Below are 18,486 nucleotides of genomic sequence, written 5' to 3' on the forward strand. Positions count from 1 at the left end.
AAATTGTATGTTTAAGATAATTATTGCCACACTTGGATTGGGCTTTTTCACCTTTCTATGTTCGGCGCAACAAATACGACCGTCTAAATCCTCAGAAATATATAGAGATTTAAAAACCCTAAAGCATATGCCTAAGGTGCTTTACCTTGCAGCTCATCCAGATGATGAGAATACTGGTTTACTCTCTTGGTTAATTAACGAACAGAATGTAGAAACAGGTTATTTATCTTTAACCAGAGGTGATGGTGGTCAAAATTTACTTGGAACAGAGCAAGGAGCAGCTTTAGGATTAATCAGAACACACGAACTTCTGGAAGCCAGAAACTTAGATGGTGCAGAGCAATTTTTTACCCGTGCAATTGATTTTGGTTTTTCTAAAAATACAGAAGATACCTTTAAACAGTGGGATGCTGATAGCATTACTGCTGATGTAGTTTGGGTAATCCGCAAATTCCGTCCTGATGTTATAATTTGCCGTTTTCCACCAACTGCTGCGGCAGGTCACGGACAGCACGCAGCTTCTGCAGTAGTCGCAGAAAAAGCATTTAAACTTGCGGCTGATAAAAATGCGTTTCCAAATCAATTAAAATATGTAAGTGTTTGGCAACCCAAAAGATTATTATGGAATACTTTCCGCTTTGGAAATGTAAACACGACTTCCGAAAATCAATTAAAAGTAAATGTTGGTCAGTATGATGCCCAGCTGGGCATGGGTTACGGAGAACTTGCTGGTTTGAGCAGAAGTTTACATAAAAGTCAGGGTGCAGGAACGCAATCCGTGGCGGGAGTTCGAACAGAATATTTTACGCACGTTTCAGGTGATCAGGCTAAGCTTACATTGTTTGATAGAATTCCACTTAATTGGATAGAGAAAGGTATAAATGATGTTGATGATTTAATTGATGTGCTCCTGCTATCCTTTGATTACAATCATCCCGATAAGAGTTTGCATGGTCTGTTAATGCTGCGTAAAAGAATTTCTGAGCTTCAGGATGTTAACCTGAAAGAAGACAAGCTTGCTGCCATAGATAAAATTATTTTAAGTTGTGCAGGCTTTATGGGTGAGGTGGTTACCAATCAGCCTGAGGCCATTGCAGGAAATAGCTATAATTTTCGTTTAAATGTGATTTCAAGGTCGGCAGAACCTGTTATTTTAGAACAGGTAAACTGGATTAACCAAACAGATAATTTAAATAGAAGAATTGCCGGAGATTCTTTAATTACAATTGAACGTAAAATTCAAATACCCGCCGATGCAAAATTAACTGAGCCATATTGGTTAGAAAAACCAGCAAAAAATGCAGCAACTTTTAGTGTTGCAAATGACACCTTAATTGGCTTGGCTGAGAATAAAGCTGCACTTAATGTTAAATTGTTGCTTAAAATTGGTGCAGATAAGTTTACGGTTAAACTTCCTTTATCTTTCAAAAAGCTTGATCCGGTTAAGGGCGATATTGTAGAACAACTTCGAATTATCCCTGCTCTAGACTTAAGTTTTACAGAACCTGTTTATTTTGCAAAAGATAAAGAAGCACTTGCTGTTTCCCTGAAACTTAAAGCAAACAAGAATATTAATTATGGCAAGGTTAGCTTTAAAATTGGTAACTCCGTAATTAAAACCTTTACCGGAATAAATTTAGCTGAGAACACCGCAACCATTAAAGATTTTTTAATTCCTGCTGATGATTTAGCGAAGATTAAAACAAGTCAGAATAAACTTGAGGTTGTTTTTTCTTCTGAAACCAATGATTTTATGAAAGGGCAGGTGCTTATTCAATACCCACATTTGCCATCATTGCAATATTTTATTCCAGCTACCACATGGCTTTTGAAAGATGATGTAAAAGTATTGGCAAAAAAAGTAGGTTACATCCAAGGGGCCGGAGATTTAATACCAGAATTTTTGAGACAAGCTGGTTTACAAGTTGATGTTTTAACTGAAGCAGATGTATTAAACCCAATAAAACTTGCTACTTATGATGCCATTGTAACGGGCGTTAGGGTTATCAATACAGAAAAAAGAATAAAAAACTGGCAAACTGCTTTGAAAACTTATGTTGAAAACGGCGGCACGATTGTGATGCAATACAATACTACTCAAGATATGGCACTACAAGATTTTGGTATTTATCCTTTCAGCATTAGCGGAAAAAGGGTTACTGAAGAAAATGCTGCGGTTAAATTTCTAAATCCCAAACACAAGCTCTTAAATTATCCAAACAAAATTACAGCTGATGATTTTAACGGGTGGGTGCAAGAACGTGGTGCTTATTTTCCTGATAGATGGGACGATAAATATGAACCACTTTTTGAAATGAATGATACGGGTGAGGAACCTTTAAAGGGTTCAACCTTATATGCTAAATATGGCAAAGGCAATTTTATTTATACGCCTTTAGCATTTTTCAGACAATTACCAGCAGGAAATGTTGGAGCGGCAAGGTTGTTTTTTAATTTTATTTCGGCAGGAAAATAAATGAAAAATCAATTAAAAAATTGGAACACCTGGTACATTTTACTCGCATTAGCCTTAGTGTTTCAAATCGTATTTTATTACTTGTTTACTAAATTCTGGGCATGAGTAATATAGATTGGATTGTTCTAATATTTACCTTACTTGCTGTAGTCGTCTATGGAGTTTATATCGGTCGTGGGCAAAAAAGTAATGAGTCTTATTTAAAGGCTGATAGCAAAATGCCATGGTATATTGTATTACTCGGCATTATGGCAACGCAAGCCAGTGCAATAACATTTTTATCCGCCCCCGGACAAGCGTATACCGATGGAATGCGTTTTGTGCAATACTACTTTGGTTTGCCATTGGCGATGATTGTAATTTGCATCACTTTTATTCCAATCTTTCAACGTTTAAGCGTTTATACCGCATACGAGTATTTGGAAAATCGGTTCGATAAAAAAACCAGAGTACTTACGTCATTGCTTTTCCTTTTTTCTCGTGGTTTATCTACCGGGATAAGCATTTATGCCCCAAGTATAATTTTATCAAGCGTTTTAAACTGGAATATTTATTTAACTAATATTTTAACAGGTGGAATACTTTTAATTTACACTTATGTTGGTGGTGCAAAAGCAATTGCACATACACAAAAGCTTCAGTTTCTGATTATTTTAGGTACGATGACTTTCGCAGGTTACTTGTTGGTGCAAAATATGCCCAATGGAATTGGTTTTGGTGATGCCTTATACCTTGCAGGAAAATCTGGAAAGTTAAACGTAATTACAACTGAATTTGATTGGAAAGATAAATACAACATTTGGAGTGGTTTAATCGGAGGATTTTTTTTAGCGCTATCTTATTTCGGTACCGACCAAAGCCAAGTTGGGCGATACATTACAGCCAAAGACAATACAAATGCAAAAATGGGTTTACTTTTAAACGGTTTGGTTAAAATACCAATGCAGTTTGCCATTCTGTTAATAGGAGCATTACTTTTTGCATTCTTCTCATTAAAACCTGCCCCAATTTATTTTAACGAACGTTCTTACCAGTTTTTAAAAGAAAATAAACCTCAGCAAGCTTCAGCATTTGAAAACGAACATAAAATATTAGAAGCTAAATTTAATACACAATCCAAAGCCATATTAAGCCAGAGAGAAAATCATTCGTCACAATTAAATTCAACAATTGCCAGTTTCAAAATTACGCAAGGCGAAGTAAAAAATTTACATAGTAGGGTAGAGGAAGCAATTAACAACTCAAATTACAATGCAGAGAAAACGGATACCAATTATATTTTCCTGTACTTTGTTAAAAATACACTCCCGGTTGGTATGATAGGCTTACTATTTGCTGTGATTTTTCTGGCGAGTTGGGGTTCTATTTCTGCAGCATTAAATTCGCTTGCAGCATGTTCCTTAAAAGATGTGCATCTAATTTTTAGTAAAAAGCAAATAGATGATGAAGTTGAACTTAAATACAGTAGATTACATACTTTAGGATGGGGAATTTTTTCCATTGCCGTTGCCATGTTTGCCACTCAAATGGGTTCTCTTATAGAAGCCGTTAATGTTTTAGGCTCACTCTTTTATGGCCCGATTTTAGGAATCTTTCTTGTAGCATTCTACTTTAAGAGAATTAATGGAACATTAGTTTTTATTTCTGCAATTCTATCAGAAATTGCAGTAATTGCCGTTTATGAATTCGATGTAGTTTCCTTTTTGTGGTTAAATGTAATTGGGGCTGCTGCTGTAATCGCTTTTTCGACTTTAGGATTATTATTTTATCGACCTAAAGCCTTAAATTCGTAAAATCAAAACAACAAAAACAAATAAGAAATACTATGAAAACAATGATTAAATCAGTTTCCCTATTGTTTGCTGCGATCACAATTTCAGTAAGTGCAATGGCTCAAGAAGCAAAAAAACCAGCTAGTCCGGCAGCTACTGCTACTGGCAAAATAAAAGATGCGACCATCACAATTGCATATAGCAGCCCATCTGTAAAAGGTCGTAAAATTTGGGGCGGATTAGAAAAGTATGATGTAGTTTGGCGTGCAGGTGCTAACGAAGCTACAACTTTTGAAACCGATAAAAATATTACCGTTCAAGGAAAAGCTTTACCAGCTGGTAAATACAGCTTTTTCTTAATTCCTAAAGAAAGTGGAACATGGACTGCAATTTTTAACAAAGAACCTAAACAATGGGGTGCTTATAAATATGAAGAAGCAAAAGATGCTTTGCGTGTTGATGTAAAAGTGAAACCTTTAAAAGCAACTCAAGAAACATTGGTTTATAAGGTAAATAAAGCTGGCTTCACAATGGATTGGGATAAAGTTTCAGTTCCAGTAGCTATAAAATAGTACATTATTAATAAAATGTTAAAGCCATTCTGATTTTTCAGAATGGCTTTTTTTATTGGTATTTGATGCTGTGTAAAGAAGATAAAATATAACGCTATTTTAACCTTAAATTACATAATTTAGCCAGCATAAATCCCAAATAATTTATTGATATTAAAGATGAGAAGAATTTTAACCGCCATTTGCTTTTTAATTTACTTAAACGTTTTAGCTCAAAGCAAATCAACTAATTTTTCAATTGCTAACACAAGGCCTGTAGATTTAGTGAACGTTTTTTTAGGCTCATCGGGAGATCATGGCCAAATGTCGCCGGCAGCATCATATCCTTTTAGTATGTTAAGTATCTGCCCGCAAACTTATCCTAAAACCCACACCGGATACGAGTATTTGGCTAAGAAATTCGAAGGGTTTACACATAACCGTTTTGAAGGCGTTGGTTGCCAGGGTTCTGGTGGCAATATCCTAATAAAACCATTTTTAGGAACAGAGCCATCAAAATCAATCTTAATAAAATCAACTGAAAAGGCATCACCGGGATATTATGAAGTTGGATTTGAGAATCAGATTAAAACACAATTAACAGTTCTGGGCAATGCCGGAAAACATGCTTATCAATTTCCAAAAGGAGAAAAGGGATTTTATTTAGATTTAGGTTATGCGTTTAATGGCGCTTTTGTTTCAGAAGAACATGAGATAAATGCCAATATTGTAAGCGGAACTTTAGTGTCTAAAACTACTTGTAATGTTGGGAAATATCGTCTTTACTATTATTTGGTGCTTGAAGGAAATGCAACTTGGAAAGAACTAAATAATCACAAACTGATTGCCATGTTAAATAGCGCATCTACATCGGCAGGCATTAACATAGCATTTTCTTCTGTGAGTGTAGATGCGGCTAAAAAATCAATTAAGACAGGCGCTTTTGAGCAAATGAGAGTTCAAAGCAGTAAGGACTGGAATAGTAACCTGAGCAAAATAGCCGTTGATGGAGATTTGGAAAGTGCCAAGCTATTTTATTCTATGCTTTACCGAACCATGCAATCGCCATATGTTATTTCTGAAAAGAACGGGCAATATCGTAATACAAAAGGTGAGTTAAAAAAGGATTCACAAACACGATATAATGGTTGGGCTATTTGGGATAATTACCGTACGCAATTACCACTACTTTCAATTATATCTCCAGATCGTTATCAGGGAATTGTGACTTCCATTGCTGATTTATATAACTCAGGTAAGAAAGATTACGCAACGCAAACTGAACCATCAAATACAGTTCGAACTGAGCATGGTATAGTTGTTTTGTTAGATGCTTACCGCAAAGGTTATGAGGTTGATTTTAAAAATATAACCGATTCTTTAATGAAAGAGGTTAATGGTTTGGATTATAAATCGCCAGATAAGGCTTTAGAATCAAGCTACGACAACTGGGCGCTTTCAGAGATTTTTAAAATTCAAAATAACAAAGAAAAATCAGCGTACTACTTAAATAAAACTTTGGAATATAAAAACTATTGGAATAAAGATTTTAAAGATTTATCGAAGAATGATGTTGACAGAATGCAAGCCAGAGGTTTGTATCAAGGCACAATATGGCAGTATCGTTGGTTTGTGCCTTACGATTTTAAAGGTTTGATTGAACTTGATGGAGGAGAGCAAAATTACCTCAAGAACTTAGATACTTTCTTCGAAAAAGATTTGTACAACCATGCAAACGAACCCGATTTACAAGCACCATTAATGTATAATGTTACTAAATCTGGTTATAAATCTCAAGATTGGATGCACCAGCTTGCTGCTGATACTGTTATTCAGAATTATTTTAATGATAACAGCAGAGGCATTGGTTCTTTTATCGGTAAGATTTACCAAAATAAGCCACAAGCTTACGTACGTACAATGGATGATGATGCAGGTGCAATGTCTGCATGGTATGTTTTTACAGCAAGCGGATTTTCTCCTCCTTGCGTAGGTTGGCCGGTTTATTACTTAAATGTTCCACTTTTTAAATCAGTCACCTATCAGGTTAAAGCTGGTAAAACTTTTAAGGTTGAGGTAGAAAATTTCAATTTGAAAAATAAATACATACAGACTGTTTTCCTCAATGGAAAAAAATTTAACAAGAATTATATTACCCAAGATGAAATTAACGAAGGAGGAATATTGAAAATTGTCGCTTCAGCAACTCCGGTAGTGGTTTCAGAAACTGAAAACTGGATATCAAGTCTTGAAAAATAATTCGCTGTTTGTTGGTTTTTAGTGAGATTGATATTTTTTATACTTAGTGTAAAACAATATTGATTCGAGCCGTGTTCTTGAAGAAAATTTATAGCACATGGCTCCTTTGAAAACAGACGAAAACCAGAATGATACGCTTTCACGTAAAAGCGTTGTAGAACAAAATCATAACAATCAAAATACAATGCACCCAGAAGCTTATAAAGTGAAGGGACCGTCTCCAGAAAAGATGAAAACGGTTTCAGAATCTTTGCGTACTTACGCTCACGGTATATACGGACTACTTTAATCGTTTAAAAGTTTTAACTATGAAAAGCAATCTGATAAAAAAATCAGGTTGCTTTTTTTATTAAATTTATATAAGAATTTAAGTTTTGAAACAAAGTGCAGGAATATTAGCATTCAGGATAATTGAGCAGCAGTTTGAGTTTTTCCTTGTTCATCCGGGCGGACCTTTCTTCGCTAAAAAAGATATCGGTACATGGACTATACCGAAAGGAGAGTTACTTGATGATGAGGAAGTACTTGCAGCGGCGATTCGAGAATTTGAGGAAGAAACTTCTATTGCTCTTGAAGGCGATTTTATCCCTTTAAAAGAAATAATCCAAAAGGGAGGGAAAAAGGTTTACTGTTGGGCAATTAATTTCGACTTTGATGCTTCTAAAATTGTAAGCAATACTTTTGAAATGGAATGGCCTCCGCGAAGCGATAAAAAAATAGAAATTCCCGAAATTGATAAAGGCGAATGGTTTAAGTATAAAGAGGCGAAAATTAAAATTAATGAAAGGCAAATCCCTTTTCTTGAGGAAGTAATGCAGCGATTTAAAGATGAAAAATTATAGATTCTTAATCTGTTCTACACTAACTCAAAGTCCGATATTTCCTTTTCAATACCGTTGATGATAATGGAAATTCGATGCTTACCTGGATAAAATTTTCTTGTTGTAATGAGTACAAATTTTTGTCTTCGGTTAATCACTAAACTTCCGCCAGGTAAATAATCACGTTCAGAAATTTTAAATACCTTTTTACTCAATTGGCCATTTTGTTTCATATAGTAAATACCATATTCCAATCTAACTTTTTGTGGGGCAGTATTTTCATTAGCGATACTGAAGGAAAACTCCAAATGACTGCCAATATTTACAACCGGGGTTAAAATCTTGAAATTTGAAAGATTTATGCCTTTATCGCTCAATCCATAATGTTTTAAAATTTCCGAATGCCCTTGTTTTAAAAGGGTTCGGCTTCCATGCTTTACAATAGCATCTGTATCCTTACTTAATCCCGACCATCGCTTTGCAATTTCCAGCACAACAGATGGATGATCTTTTGCAATATCGTTTAGGTTATTGGCTACACTTCTTCGTACATATTCAGAAGTATCTGCTTTTAAGTTTTCTAAAATTGGTAATATGTCAGAAGGATCTTTTTTTAAAGCTGGAATACCCATAGCCCAAGGTAATCGAGGTCTGCTACCTTCACTTGCCAATCTTCTTACTTTATGATTTTCATGTGTCGACCAATTTAGCATTACCTCAAGCATTGCATCTCGATATTTTAAAACAAAAGGGCGAACGGCAAATTCGCAACTTATAAATTGTGTAGTGAATTCAAGCGCTTTTACTGCACTTTCAAAATCATCTAAGCCATAAGTTTCGATGTAATCGGGAAGAAACATATAAGGCAAAGAATCTTCGCCAATGCGTTCAATTCTCAATTGATTGATGATTTTATCAAGGATTAAAACACACTGAGTAAAGTTTTGTGGCATAAAATGATGCAAAACAAGTGTGGTATGCTTCATCCTTTCTTTAAGTGCTTTTGATTCAAAGTCCTCAACGTAAATCATTTTGATAAACTTATCCCTATCGAAGCCATTTAAGGTTTTAACGAATACGTTAGATAAATTTTCGTAAAAATTTGGAGCGAATAAATCTTTTAGAAGGTAGCTCATATCTGTAATTGAATCACAAATTAAATGATAATTTTAACAGCGTTTAAAAAAGCTTTTGCACAATTCGGTTAGTATTTTGTTGATATTTGCTTAATGGAAAAATTTAATATCGGATGGATTGGACTGGGTAATATGGGTAATCCAATGTCGGCACAGTTAATTAAGGCAGGTTATAAGGTAACGGTTTTCAACCGAAGTAAGGATAAAGAACAAGCACTTTTAAATATGGGTGCGAGTTTAGCTGCTCATCCGGCTGATTTGATAACCGAGAATGAGATCGTTTTCGTGATGGTTTCTGATGATGAAGCAATCAAACAAATCTTTACCGGAACAGATGGTTTGCTGAAACATGATTTAAGCCATAAGATTATCGTAAATATGAGTACAGTTTCGCCTGGCATAAGTAAAGAAATGGCTTTGCTGTGTATAGCAAAAGGTGGCGATTATTTGGATGCTCCTGTATCTGGCAGCGTTAAGCAAGCAGAAACCGGAACCTTAGTAATCATGGTTGGTGGAAAAGAAACGACTTTCAATCAGGTTAAACCTGTTTTTGAAAAACTTGGAAAACTAGCAAAACTCGTTGGCGAAACAGGTGCAGGGAATAATGCTAAGCTTGCCATAAACGGACTTTTAGCATTACATGCGCAAGGTTTGGCTGAAGCAGTTTTATTCGCTCAATCGAAAAATATCGACACCCAAAATTTACTTACTTTGATAGAAAATAGTGCTTTAGGTAATGTTTTCAGCAAAATAAAAGGCGAGGCAATTGTAAATGATAATTACAACGCTGCTTTTGCCTTGAAACATATCGTTAAAGACTTAAACTTAGCTAAATCTGAAGGCTTAGCATCTCCACTCGCTCAAGCTGCACTCAAAACTTATGAAGATGCTAGTCAAGCATATGGAAGTGAGGATATTATCGCTGTCTTAAAAGCGTTGAAAGCTTAGTTATTGGTGAAAAACTTTATGTTTTAATGGTTTTACGCAAACTAGTAAAACATAATTATTCATTTACGTAGTAACCAACACACTTCGCAAAGTTGTGCCTATCTAATAATATTGCAAAACTTTAGTTTGTTTGACTTGTTAGAGATTTAACAATCAAATCTAAAAGTTATGAACATCACATTAGAACAAGCAGAAAAAGTAATTGCAGCGGCAAAGGAAAAAGCTTCAGCCATTGATACCAAAATGAATATTGCTGTTGTAGATTCAGGTAGTAATTTAGTTGCTTTTGTACATATGGATAACAGTTGGATTGGTTCTGTTGATATTTCGCTAAAAAAAGCTAAAACAGCGGCATGGTTTCAAATGGATACAAAAGCATTGACACCACTTGTACAGCCGGGTGAAGCATTATTTAACATAGAGCATTCAAATGGCGGGCTAATAACTTTTCCGGGTGGGGTTATTCTAAAAAACTCAGATGGCGAAATAATCGGTGCAATTGGTGTATCTGGAAGTACAGTAGATGATGATCACGAAGTTGCTGTTGCCGGAGCAGAGGCGGTTTAATTTCACTAATTTCTATTCATTAAATTAGGATAAAAACGCAAAAAAATTTGCCCACCGATGGGATTTTTTCCATAGAGATTATCTAAGGCACTATTGGTGCTATAGATAGAAAACTGCCCACCTATCGCCGAGCGGAATTTGGAAAATTTAAATACATCGTAGTTTAAACCTAAGCTCAAAGCATTAACGCCGAATAAGTTCTTATTAAAACTATTTTCATCCAGGTTTAATTCTTCTGCTGATTTTTGAACCCACTCATAACGACTATAGATCGAAAGTTTTTTAACTCGGTAAGCAGCTTCCAAAAGCACAGCATTTTCACCTTCATGGCCCTTGCTTTTATTCAAGCCCCATAAAGCGGTTGCGTTTAAGTTTTTTTCATCGCCCATTGGCAAAGCGTAAATTGCCGATGCGATGGTTCGGTTAACATTCTCATTATCGTGAAGTATTTCTGGGCTTTTAATCCAACCTTGCGAAACTTGCAAAGCCCAATTTTTATTCGGGTTGAAAGATAATCTGGCAGAATATGAATCAAATCGTGGTTTGTCAAAGTCAAAACGATTTTCATCAGGCTCTCTGCCAGTAAAAGAAGAAGCTTCTATTTTAATTTTATTATATCTAAAACCTACTGTAGCAACTCCAAAAGTAATGTGTGTACCATCATTCCAATGGTGTGATATTGGGGCATCGGGGTTTGCAAGTGCAGATGGACGGTGCATAAAGGCGACAGAACCTAAAGCGGGTTCACCGGGATAACCCAAGTAAAAAGTAAGATCCGATTTCTTCGAAAAAGCATATGTGTAGGCTATAGAGAGCTCAGAAAATAAATCGTGCGGATGTTGCTTATCAACCAAGGGAATTCCTTTCCAGCTTTCTCCGGTTTGAAACAATAGTGGGTAACCTGCGCCACCTTCGGTTAATCTATCAAAAGAAAGCATGGCACCAAAGTGCAACAAGCCCTTTTTGCCAACTTTACGCTGTCCCATTGCCATAAACCAGTTCGGCGCATCAAATTTATCGCCACCTCTGCTGCCTTTGTTTCCAACATCTTGCTTAGTGTATCGTAAAGCTATGTTTCCATGTAGCATAAACATCCATTTTTTCGAATGGAGCATTATGCCGTACATAGGTGCAACATCTGGTAACCATGAAGTTCCTGAACCATTTCTATTCATTGGTAAATTTAGAGAATAGGCATGGCTCATTGGCGTAGCATCTTTCATATTATGCATGTCATGGTCCATGTGTTTCATACTGGTATCAACCTTATTTTTAGCCGTATCCTTTTTGGCAGATTGATGCATTTCATGTTGTGCATTTGCTATCGAGGTAATACCGATAAATAAAATACCGAATAATTTGATTTTCAAATCCATATAGAGTTGATTAATGATTTCTTGTATGTAGTGCAAAATTATGCTGATTTATTTTCGTGATGTTACATCATTTATAAAATGATTTATATAATTTTTGAAATATTGAAAAGAAAAAATAAATAATATTTGTTTCGTACGAAAAACATCGTACCTTAGGAGTATGAAAATAAATAATGGAGATAATAATTTACCAGAACCTACAAAAGCCGAGTTAGAAATCCTTCAGGTTTTGTGGGAGTTTGGTCCCTCTACCGTTCGTTTTGTAAATGATAAGTTAAATGAGCAGCGGGAAGTGAATTATACATCTACCCTTAAACAGATGCAAATTTTAACTGAAAAAGGTATTTTGAGGCGTGATGAAAGCCAAATGAAACACATTTACATTCCGGTTGAAGCAGAATCTAAAACTAAAAATCAATTATTAGACAGGTTTGTAAGTACGCTTTACAAAGGCTCCGCTTCTTCTTTAGTTATGCAATTACTTGGCAATGAAAAAACCTCTAAGGAAGATATTGATAAAATCAAAAAATTGCTTAACGACTTAGATAATTAAATCAATTATTTATAAAGAACCACAAATTATGGAGTTTAATTTATCAGATATTTTTGCGCCGAATTGGCTAAACGCTTTTGGTGCAATGTTATTTCACTCGCTTTGGCTTGGTTTATTACTATCGTTTTTGGTAGCAATAATTATTTTCTCTACCAGAAAAGCTACAGCAGGCCTGCGCTATAATTTGCTAACTGGTGCAATGTTTTTGTTTGTATTGGCGGTTTCATTTGTGTTTTGCAAGTCTTTTAATTATCCGGAAATACTAAAAATTCGGGCTTCGGCAACTGAACAAATTGCTGAATCAATTTCAACACCAAATAGCATTGCTGCAAATAAAATTGAAGCTGGTATTGATGGTCTGATGAATATTTGGAATATCTACTCACCGGAAATTGTCCTTTTATGGCTTATTGTGATTTGCATTAAGAGCATTCATTTGTTTGTTGGCTTAAACGGTGTGTACCACTTAAAGCGAAACAAAATATATGCCGCTGGAATAGTTTGGGAAGAGAAATTGGATGTTTTGGCTCATCAATTTGGCATTAAAATAAAGATAGGAATCATGCAATCTGGTTTGGCGCAAGTGCCAATGGTCATAGGTCATTTTAAGCCTCTAATCCTGATTCCATTGGGCTTACTGAATAGTATTTCAACAGAAGAAGTTGAAGCCATTTTATACCATGAATTGGCGCACATTAAACGTAAGGATTACCTGGTTAACCTTTTACAAAGTTTTGTAGAAATAATATTTTTCTTTAATCCAGCCGTGATTTGGCTATCAAAACTCATTCGTGATGAACGTGAAAATTGTTGTGATGATTTAGCAGTAGCAAAAATAGAAAACAAGAAAAATTATGTCAAGGCATTAATCGTTTGTCAGGAATTTCAATTAAATGCACCAAAATATGCGATGGCTTTTAGCAATAAAAAAAGCCCGTTGTTCAAAAGGGTAAGCCGGATGCTATACAATAACCAAAAAACGCTAAATAGAATGGAAAAAACAATTCTTAGTGCTGCATTAGTATCTGTTATGGTATTTTCAGCAGCGTTCAAAAATTTAAGTGCGAAAGATACTTATGTGAAAAATACAGTTGATGTTAGATTAAATCAACCTGCTCAAAGTTTACAAGATTCCTTAAAAAATAAATTAGTTAAGCAAAAGGTCGATGCTGTTAAAAAAGAAGTTGAAAGGCAACGAACCAATTTAGATTTAGAGAAAGAAATTGCAATTCGTATGGAATCGCAAGAATTGAAATCTAAAGCAAGTGAAGGTGATGCGAAAAGTAAATTGGCAGATGAAAAATTCGCAGTAGAGCAAAAAAAGTATGATGCGGAACAGAAGAAATATGAAAGCGAGCAAAAACGCTACGAATCTGAACAGAAGCGTTATGAAGTAGAGCAAAAAATTAGAGCGGAGATTCAAAAAGCTAGAGAAAAGAGAGGTGGAAATAACAATAAGTTTCCTGTGCCACCTACTCCACCAGCGCCGCCAAGTCATGGCGCACTTAATGTTCCGGTAGCAGCCCCAGTTCCACCAATCGCTCCTGATGAAGAAGTTTTTGTAAAACAACAGTTGAAACTTCGTAAAAGCAGTTCTAAAACTTCGGTTAGTACCAGTTCTCAAACATCTGTTGAGTCTGTAAGTGTTACAGATGCGGATGAATCTGAACACAAAAAGATTATTAAAGAAATGATAAAGGATGGGCTTATTAAAAATGAAGCCAAATTTTCATTCTTTCTGGATAAAAACAGTTTAATAGTGAATGATAAAAAACAGAGTGAACAAGCTCATCAGAAATATAAAAGCAAATATTTACCTAGTATCAGTAGTGTTTTCTTATATCAAAATGGAACTTCAAAGCGCAATTAGTTTATAGAAAAAAATTGTAGCTTTAATACGCATCCCGTTTAAATTAAATTTTAGGGGTATGCCTACAATTATTAAAGTACTTCCTAATAATACACGCATCGAATTTGATAAAGGCACTTTTGACGATTGTTGCGTGTATATTTCCAAACCCAACGAACGCAGGTATGCACCGCTCGATACAGATACTTTGGGCGTTTAAACCAATTGGGCGAAAAATATGCTCACCAAAAAATCTATAACGATTTTGTTAAATTTTATTCACTTACCGATAAAAATATCAGTCAGGTAATTTTAAGGTTAATTGATGCGATAGCAAAAGAATATGCAGAAGATGAGCTTGAAATTAATATTTGGTTTACAGTAATTTATGCGGGCATGATTGCCGAAGAAAATAAGGCTCATGCCATTTTGAAAAAACGCATTAAACGATTGGGTATGCACCAAGTATTCGTTCAGCATTTAACTCCGGTTTATGCTGCCAACTTTTCAAAAGGTAAAAAATGGAAAGAATTAGATTTATTTATGAAAGAGAGTGGATTTTAATTATTAATAATTCATAATTAAAATCTCATTTATTTCACCGCGTTTAGTTGCATTAGAATTAATCATCCTTTTTGCTTTTACCCTAAAAATTGTGTTTTCAGGCTTATCGTAGAGCTGGTCAAAAAAATCATCATCAGCATTAATATTTTTAGGATCAGAATTACTCAGCAACCAAAATTTGTTTCGCAAGGTTAAATTTTCCGTAAAAAGAGCAAGTCTTTTTTGTTCAATATCATTAAAATCTCCAGTTGCGTAAGCGTTAAAAGATGCCGTTTTGCTAATAGGTTTGTAAGGTGGGTCGAAATAGAAAAAAGCATTATGTGAGGCAAAATTAAGCGTGCTTTCGTAATCGCCGTTTAGGATGGTAACCTTTTGCAATAACTTACTGATGGCTAAAATATTGGTTTCATTGCAAATTTTTGGTCTTGCATATCGTCCGAAAGGAACGTTAAACTCATTCTTTTTATTAACGCGATAAAGACCGTTAAAACAAGTTCTGTTTAAGAAAATAAACAATGCAGCATTAATAATATCTGCCTCTGATTTTGAATTAAATAGCTTTCTTTTTTCTAAAAAATAATTCTTTTTGACTTCGTCATTTAATAAGGCATAGTATTGATTTTGAATATCTTCTAAAAGATAAATCAATTCCTTTGGTGACTCTTTAATACTATGATAGACATTAATCAAATCAGCATTTACATCATTAATAATAGCCTCTTTTACTTCGAAATTTTGAATAAACCAGAAAAATACCGCACCACTGCCAATAAATGGTTCAACGTAGGTTAAATCCTGTAAAGTTTTTATATTTTCGGGTAAGTACTTTTCAATGGCAGGAATTAATTGTGTTTTTCCTCCTGCCCATTTTAAAAATGGTTTTGCTATAATTGATTTTGTATGGTTTGGCAATGGTTTAAAGGCTGCTGAATGAATACGCAAGTTATAAAAATAGATTGATCTGTAATTCAAAAGATACTTTAGTTTACACAATTAAGTCCAAACCCTGTTAAAAATGAGAACAAAGTTGTTCCGCACCATTTGCTTATTCGCATTTTGCTTGCTATCATCTGCACAAGCTTTTAGTCAGTATTTAAAATTCGAAGCTGAATTTAAAAATATAATGGAGCGCTACAAAAATGTTGGTGTTTCATTAGCAGTTGTTAAAGGTAACGAAGTAGTTTTTAGCAAAGCTTATGGCTTAAAAAATATCGAGCGAAATGAAGCCTTAACCGAACAGAATATTTTCCGTATTGCTTCCATTTCAAAATCATTTTCGGCAACTTCTATCATGCAGTTGTTAGAGAAAGGAAAAGTGAAACTATCTGATGATTTTGGCGATTTGATGGGTTTTAAAATCAGAAATCCAAAATTTCCGGATAAGGTAATTACGCTGAAAATGGTAATGTCGCATACATCTAGTTTAAATGATAGCCAAGGTTATTTTAGTTTAAATGTGATTAATCCAGATACAAATCCAGACTGGGCAAAATGTTATAGCGATAATGAACCTGGAAGTACATACGATTATTGCAATCTAAATTATAATATGGTTGGTACGCTGATTGAGAAAATTTCAGGAGAGCGTTTCGACCAATATGTGAAAACCCATATTCTAAATCCATTGAAATTATATGGCGGTTATTGCGTTGATTCTTTAGATAATACTCGGTTTGTAAGTTTGTATGAGTATAATGCGAAAACCAGCGTATTTACCGAGGCCGCCCAAGCTTATGCGCCCAGAAGAGAAGAAATTAGCAATTACGTTATGGGCTATAGCACTCCAATTTTTTCGCCAACTGGCGGAATGAAAATTTCGGCTGTTGATTTGGCAAGGTATATGGCTATGCATATGAATTTGGGTACATTTAATAAAGTGAAAATTATCTCCAGAAAGAGTGCGAAAATAATGCAAACCAAAGTTTCTGAACCTGAGGAATATGGGCTTGCATTGCAAAAAACCAGTTCGCTTATTCCGGGTGTTGAATTAACCGGACATACTGGTTCTGCTTACGGTTTATACAGCACCATGTTTTTCTCCAAAAAAGAAAATTTCGGAATTGTAATTGTTACAAATGGCTGCAACCCAACTTATACGGATGGTTTTCCGGATTTTTCTCGTGCGGCGATAAATTGTGTGTATAATAACCTGGTTAAAAAGCTTAATTAAAAAGATACCCGCTGTAAGCCAAACCTTTTGCCACACTTTTAAAGTTATCGCCAGAGTTTAAGTTAATATGCGGAAAACGAGTTTTAAATAAACTTTGTACGGCCGGAACTAAGGAAGTTCCACCTGTTAAAAACAAGCTATTTATTTCTGCTGGATTAATATTGTTCTTCTCCAGAAACGCATTCAAATACTCATTAATTCTTTTAAGGTCTTTATCAATAATGGCATTATAATCTGATGAACTGATGTTATCATCAATAGAAATGCCCATGTTTTTGTATTTGAAATTGCTTTGGTTTTTCGAAGAAAGTTCAATCTTTGTACGTTCTATAGATTGAAAGACTGAATAGCCGAGATTGTTATCCACCAAAGTAATCAGGTTTTTAAATTTCGGGTCGTTACCAGAATAGTAATAATAGTTTTCGATGTCTTTTTTGATTCTCAAACCATTAAAAAAGTTCATTTTGTCCCAGGTACAAATATTTGCAAACAACGATTTAGGAACCATTAATTTTTTACCCGGACTGGCTTCATACTGTGTGTTTTTACCGAAATGAGGTGTGCCTTGTTCCCACATAAATGCCGAGTCGAAACTATCGCCGCCAATGTAAATGCCACCGGTGGCCATCATATCATCTTTCCTGTCTAGACTTCCTACTTTAGCAGGATCAAGAACCAAATAAGTAAAATCTGTTGTGCCGCCGCCAATATCTGCAACCAAAACATTTTCTTTTTGATTCATCGTTTTTTCGTAAGCAAATGCTGCACCAATTGGCTCGAATTGAAATCTTAATTCCTCAAAACCTGCTTTTTCGGCTGCCTTGTTTAGTCGGCTTTGAGCAAGCGTATCTTTCTGGCTGCTATCATCATCAAAAAATACCGGACGACCGATAACCGCTTTCTTACAATCTGTGCCAATAATTTTATCTGCTCTTGATTTCAACTCTGTTAAAATAATGGCAACCAAATCAGAAGCATTGTAACGCTTATTTTGAATTAGTGTTTCTGTAAAGCTACTTCTCGATAAAATCTGTTTTATGGATTTAATAAAACGACCCTTCATACCGTCTTCTAAATAGGTTTCTATCGCTTTTTCGCCAACCACGTATTTTTGTTCGCCAGCAAGTGCGTGGTTTTCTGGAAAATAAATGAGTGAAGGAATAATTATCGTATCAATGATTTCTGCTCTTTGCTCATCATAAATAGATAGTGCAGAGTTGGTTGTTCCAAAATCGATTCCATACAGATATTTGCTCATTTCGAAGAAGATTAATTTAACAGATTTTCGGCGGGGTTGCGAAAGTATGAAAAATTGGTCGATTCTCCAATCTTAAATAAATAAGTCCTGTATGTAAAAATGATTTTCCCACGTTCAACTTAACGTAGAACTGATATTTACAGCAAGCTATAGGTTTAGTCCAGCCACACCACTATATTTACGTTA

Annotated in this window: 16 protein-coding genes and 1 pseudogene; 13 read left to right on the forward strand and 4 right to left on the reverse strand. The window is 35.0% G+C overall.

Annotation, left to right across the window (positions count from 1 at the left end):
* The first annotated feature begins 7 nt into the window (after positions 1 to 7).
* From QWY86_RS04495 to QWY86_RS04520, 6 genes are all read left to right on the forward strand, one after another.
* Positions 8 to 2,476 carry a PIG-L family deacetylase gene (locus QWY86_RS04495; protein WP_290239217.1) on the forward strand — a complete coding sequence of 823 codons (2,469 nt, stop codon included), beginning with the start codon at positions 8 to 10 and terminating at the stop codon, positions 2,474 to 2,476.
* Positions 2,477 to 2,577: 101 nt separating this feature from the next.
* Positions 2,578 to 4,269: a sodium:solute symporter family protein gene (locus QWY86_RS04500; protein ID WP_290239220.1), complete on the forward strand. Its 1,692-nt coding sequence runs from the start codon at positions 2,578 to 2,580 to the stop codon at positions 4,267 to 4,269.
* Between the two features lie 32 nt (positions 4,270 to 4,301).
* On the forward strand, positions 4,302 to 4,820 hold the full coding sequence (locus QWY86_RS04505; RefSeq protein ID WP_290239222.1) for a DUF2911 domain-containing protein: 519 nt from the start codon (positions 4,302 to 4,304) through the stop codon (positions 4,818 to 4,820).
* Between the two features lie 159 nt (positions 4,821 to 4,979).
* Entirely contained in the window at positions 4,980 to 7,058 is a 2,079-nt protein-coding gene (locus tag QWY86_RS04510; protein ID WP_290239224.1) for a glycoside hydrolase domain-containing protein, read from the forward strand.
* A gap of 97 nt (positions 7,059 to 7,155) precedes the next feature.
* A complete protein-coding gene (locus QWY86_RS04515; protein ID WP_290239226.1) occupies positions 7,156 to 7,347 on the forward strand; it encodes a hypothetical protein in 192 nt (63 codons plus the stop codon).
* Positions 7,348 to 7,432: 85 nt separating this feature from the next.
* Positions 7,433 to 7,900 carry an NUDIX hydrolase gene (locus QWY86_RS04520; RefSeq protein WP_290239228.1) on the forward strand — a complete coding sequence of 156 codons (468 nt, stop codon included), beginning with the start codon at positions 7,433 to 7,435 and terminating at the stop codon, positions 7,898 to 7,900.
* A gap of 14 nt (positions 7,901 to 7,914) precedes the next feature.
* Here the strand turns inward: QWY86_RS04520 and QWY86_RS04525 are convergent, their stop codons facing one another.
* Positions 7,915 to 9,015 (reverse strand): DNA alkylation repair protein, encoded by a 1,101-nt coding sequence (locus QWY86_RS04525; protein ID WP_290239230.1) that lies wholly within the window; start codon positions 9,013 to 9,015, stop codon positions 7,915 to 7,917.
* Between the two features lie 93 nt (positions 9,016 to 9,108).
* Here QWY86_RS04525 and QWY86_RS04530 point away from each other — a divergent pair, with 93 nt between their 5' ends.
* Positions 9,109 to 9,963 carry an NAD(P)-dependent oxidoreductase gene (locus QWY86_RS04530; protein WP_290239231.1) on the forward strand — a complete coding sequence of 285 codons (855 nt, stop codon included), beginning with the start codon at positions 9,109 to 9,111 and terminating at the stop codon, positions 9,961 to 9,963.
* Positions 9,964 to 10,131: 168 nt separating this feature from the next.
* Positions 10,132 to 10,530 carry a GlcG/HbpS family heme-binding protein gene (locus QWY86_RS04535; RefSeq protein ID WP_290239233.1) on the forward strand — a complete coding sequence of 133 codons (399 nt, stop codon included), beginning with the start codon at positions 10,132 to 10,134 and terminating at the stop codon, positions 10,528 to 10,530.
* Between the two features lie 5 nt (positions 10,531 to 10,535).
* Here QWY86_RS04535 and QWY86_RS04540 read toward each other — a convergent pair whose 3' ends face one another.
* Entirely contained in the window at positions 10,536 to 11,906 is a 1,371-nt protein-coding gene (locus tag QWY86_RS04540) for a hypothetical protein (RefSeq protein WP_290239235.1), read from the reverse strand.
* A gap of 160 nt (positions 11,907 to 12,066) precedes the next feature.
* Here QWY86_RS04540 and QWY86_RS04545 point away from each other — a divergent pair, with 160 nt between their 5' ends.
* The 4 genes and pseudogenes from QWY86_RS04545 (at position 12,067) to QWY86_RS04560 (ending at position 14,872) form a co-directional block, all read left to right on the forward strand.
* Complete coding sequence (locus QWY86_RS04545) at positions 12,067 to 12,459, forward strand: BlaI/MecI/CopY family transcriptional regulator (protein WP_290239237.1); 393 nt, start codon at positions 12,067 to 12,069, stop codon at positions 12,457 to 12,459.
* A 28-nt stretch (positions 12,460 to 12,487) separates the two neighbouring features.
* Positions 12,488 to 14,329 carry a M56 family metallopeptidase gene (locus tag QWY86_RS04550; RefSeq protein WP_290239239.1) on the forward strand — a complete coding sequence of 614 codons (1,842 nt, stop codon included), beginning with the start codon at positions 12,488 to 12,490 and terminating at the stop codon, positions 14,327 to 14,329.
* A 58-nt stretch (positions 14,330 to 14,387) separates the two neighbouring features.
* Positions 14,388 to 14,462, forward strand: a pseudogene (locus tag QWY86_RS20190) (hypothetical protein); the annotation flags it as partial.
* A complete protein-coding gene (locus QWY86_RS04560; RefSeq protein WP_435406624.1) occupies positions 14,459 to 14,872 on the forward strand; it encodes a DUF7004 family protein in 414 nt (137 codons plus the stop codon). The pseudogene QWY86_RS20190 and the gene QWY86_RS04560, both read left to right, overlap by 4 nt.
* 3 nt (positions 14,873 to 14,875) lie before the next feature.
* Here QWY86_RS04560 and QWY86_RS04565 read toward each other — a convergent pair whose 3' ends face one another.
* Positions 14,876 to 15,844 carry a DNA adenine methylase gene (locus QWY86_RS04565; RefSeq protein WP_290239245.1) on the reverse strand — a complete coding sequence of 323 codons (969 nt, stop codon included), beginning with the start codon at positions 15,842 to 15,844 and terminating at the stop codon, positions 14,876 to 14,878.
* Positions 15,845 to 15,887: 43 nt separating this feature from the next.
* Between QWY86_RS04565 and QWY86_RS04570 the strand changes: the two genes are divergently transcribed.
* The gene (locus QWY86_RS04570; RefSeq protein WP_290239247.1) at positions 15,888 to 17,042 is read left to right on the forward strand and encodes a serine hydrolase domain-containing protein; all 1,155 of its coding nucleotides are present in this window, start codon (positions 15,888 to 15,890) and stop codon (positions 17,040 to 17,042) included.
* Here QWY86_RS04570 and QWY86_RS04575 read toward each other — a convergent pair.
* Complete coding sequence (locus QWY86_RS04575) at positions 17,035 to 18,300, reverse strand: Hsp70 family protein (protein ID WP_290239249.1); 1,266 nt, start codon at positions 18,298 to 18,300, stop codon at positions 17,035 to 17,037. The two genes, QWY86_RS04570 and QWY86_RS04575, sit on opposite strands and share 8 nt — an antisense overlap.
* Positions 18,301 to 18,486: the final 186 nt, after the last annotated feature.

It is taken from the genome of Pedobacter aquatilis (assembly GCF_030409415.1).
In the GTDB taxonomy this organism is placed as follows: domain Bacteria; phylum Bacteroidota; class Bacteroidia; order Sphingobacteriales; family Sphingobacteriaceae; genus Pedobacter; species Pedobacter aquatilis.

Excerpts from the sequence above, each read along its gene's own strand:
- QWY86_RS04570 (WP_290239247.1), top strand. The coding sequence starts at position 15,888 with ATGAGAACAAAGTTGTTCCGCACCATTTGCTTATTCGCATTTTGCTTG.
- QWY86_RS04535 (WP_290239233.1), top strand. The coding sequence starts at position 10,132 with ATGAACATCACATTAGAACAAGCAGAAAAAGTAATTGCAGCGGCAAAG.
- QWY86_RS04510 (WP_290239224.1), top strand. The coding sequence starts at position 4,980 with ATGAGAAGAATTTTAACCGCCATTTGCTTTTTAATTTACTTAAACGTT.
- QWY86_RS04545 (WP_290239237.1), top strand. The coding sequence starts at position 12,067 with ATGAAAATAAATAATGGAGATAATAATTTACCAGAACCTACAAAAGCC.
- QWY86_RS04505 (WP_290239222.1), top strand. The coding sequence starts at position 4,302 with ATGAAAACAATGATTAAATCAGTTTCCCTATTGTTTGCTGCGATCACA.
- QWY86_RS04540 (WP_290239235.1), bottom strand. The coding sequence starts at position 11,906 with ATGGATTTGAAAATCAAATTATTCGGTATTTTATTTATCGGTATTACC.
- QWY86_RS04495 (WP_290239217.1), top strand. The coding sequence starts at position 8 with ATGTTTAAGATAATTATTGCCACACTTGGATTGGGCTTTTTCACCTTT.
- QWY86_RS04530 (WP_290239231.1), top strand. The coding sequence starts at position 9,109 with ATGGAAAAATTTAATATCGGATGGATTGGACTGGGTAATATGGGTAAT.
- QWY86_RS04515 (WP_290239226.1), top strand. The coding sequence starts at position 7,156 with ATGGCTCCTTTGAAAACAGACGAAAACCAGAATGATACGCTTTCACGT.
- QWY86_RS04550 (WP_290239239.1), top strand. The coding sequence starts at position 12,488 with ATGGAGTTTAATTTATCAGATATTTTTGCGCCGAATTGGCTAAACGCT.
- QWY86_RS04575 (WP_290239249.1), bottom strand. The coding sequence starts at position 18,300 with ATGAGCAAATATCTGTATGGAATCGATTTTGGAACAACCAACTCTGCA.
- QWY86_RS04525 (WP_290239230.1), bottom strand. The coding sequence starts at position 9,015 with ATGAGCTACCTTCTAAAAGATTTATTCGCTCCAAATTTTTACGAAAAT.
- QWY86_RS04500 (WP_290239220.1), top strand. The coding sequence starts at position 2,578 with ATGAGTAATATAGATTGGATTGTTCTAATATTTACCTTACTTGCTGTA.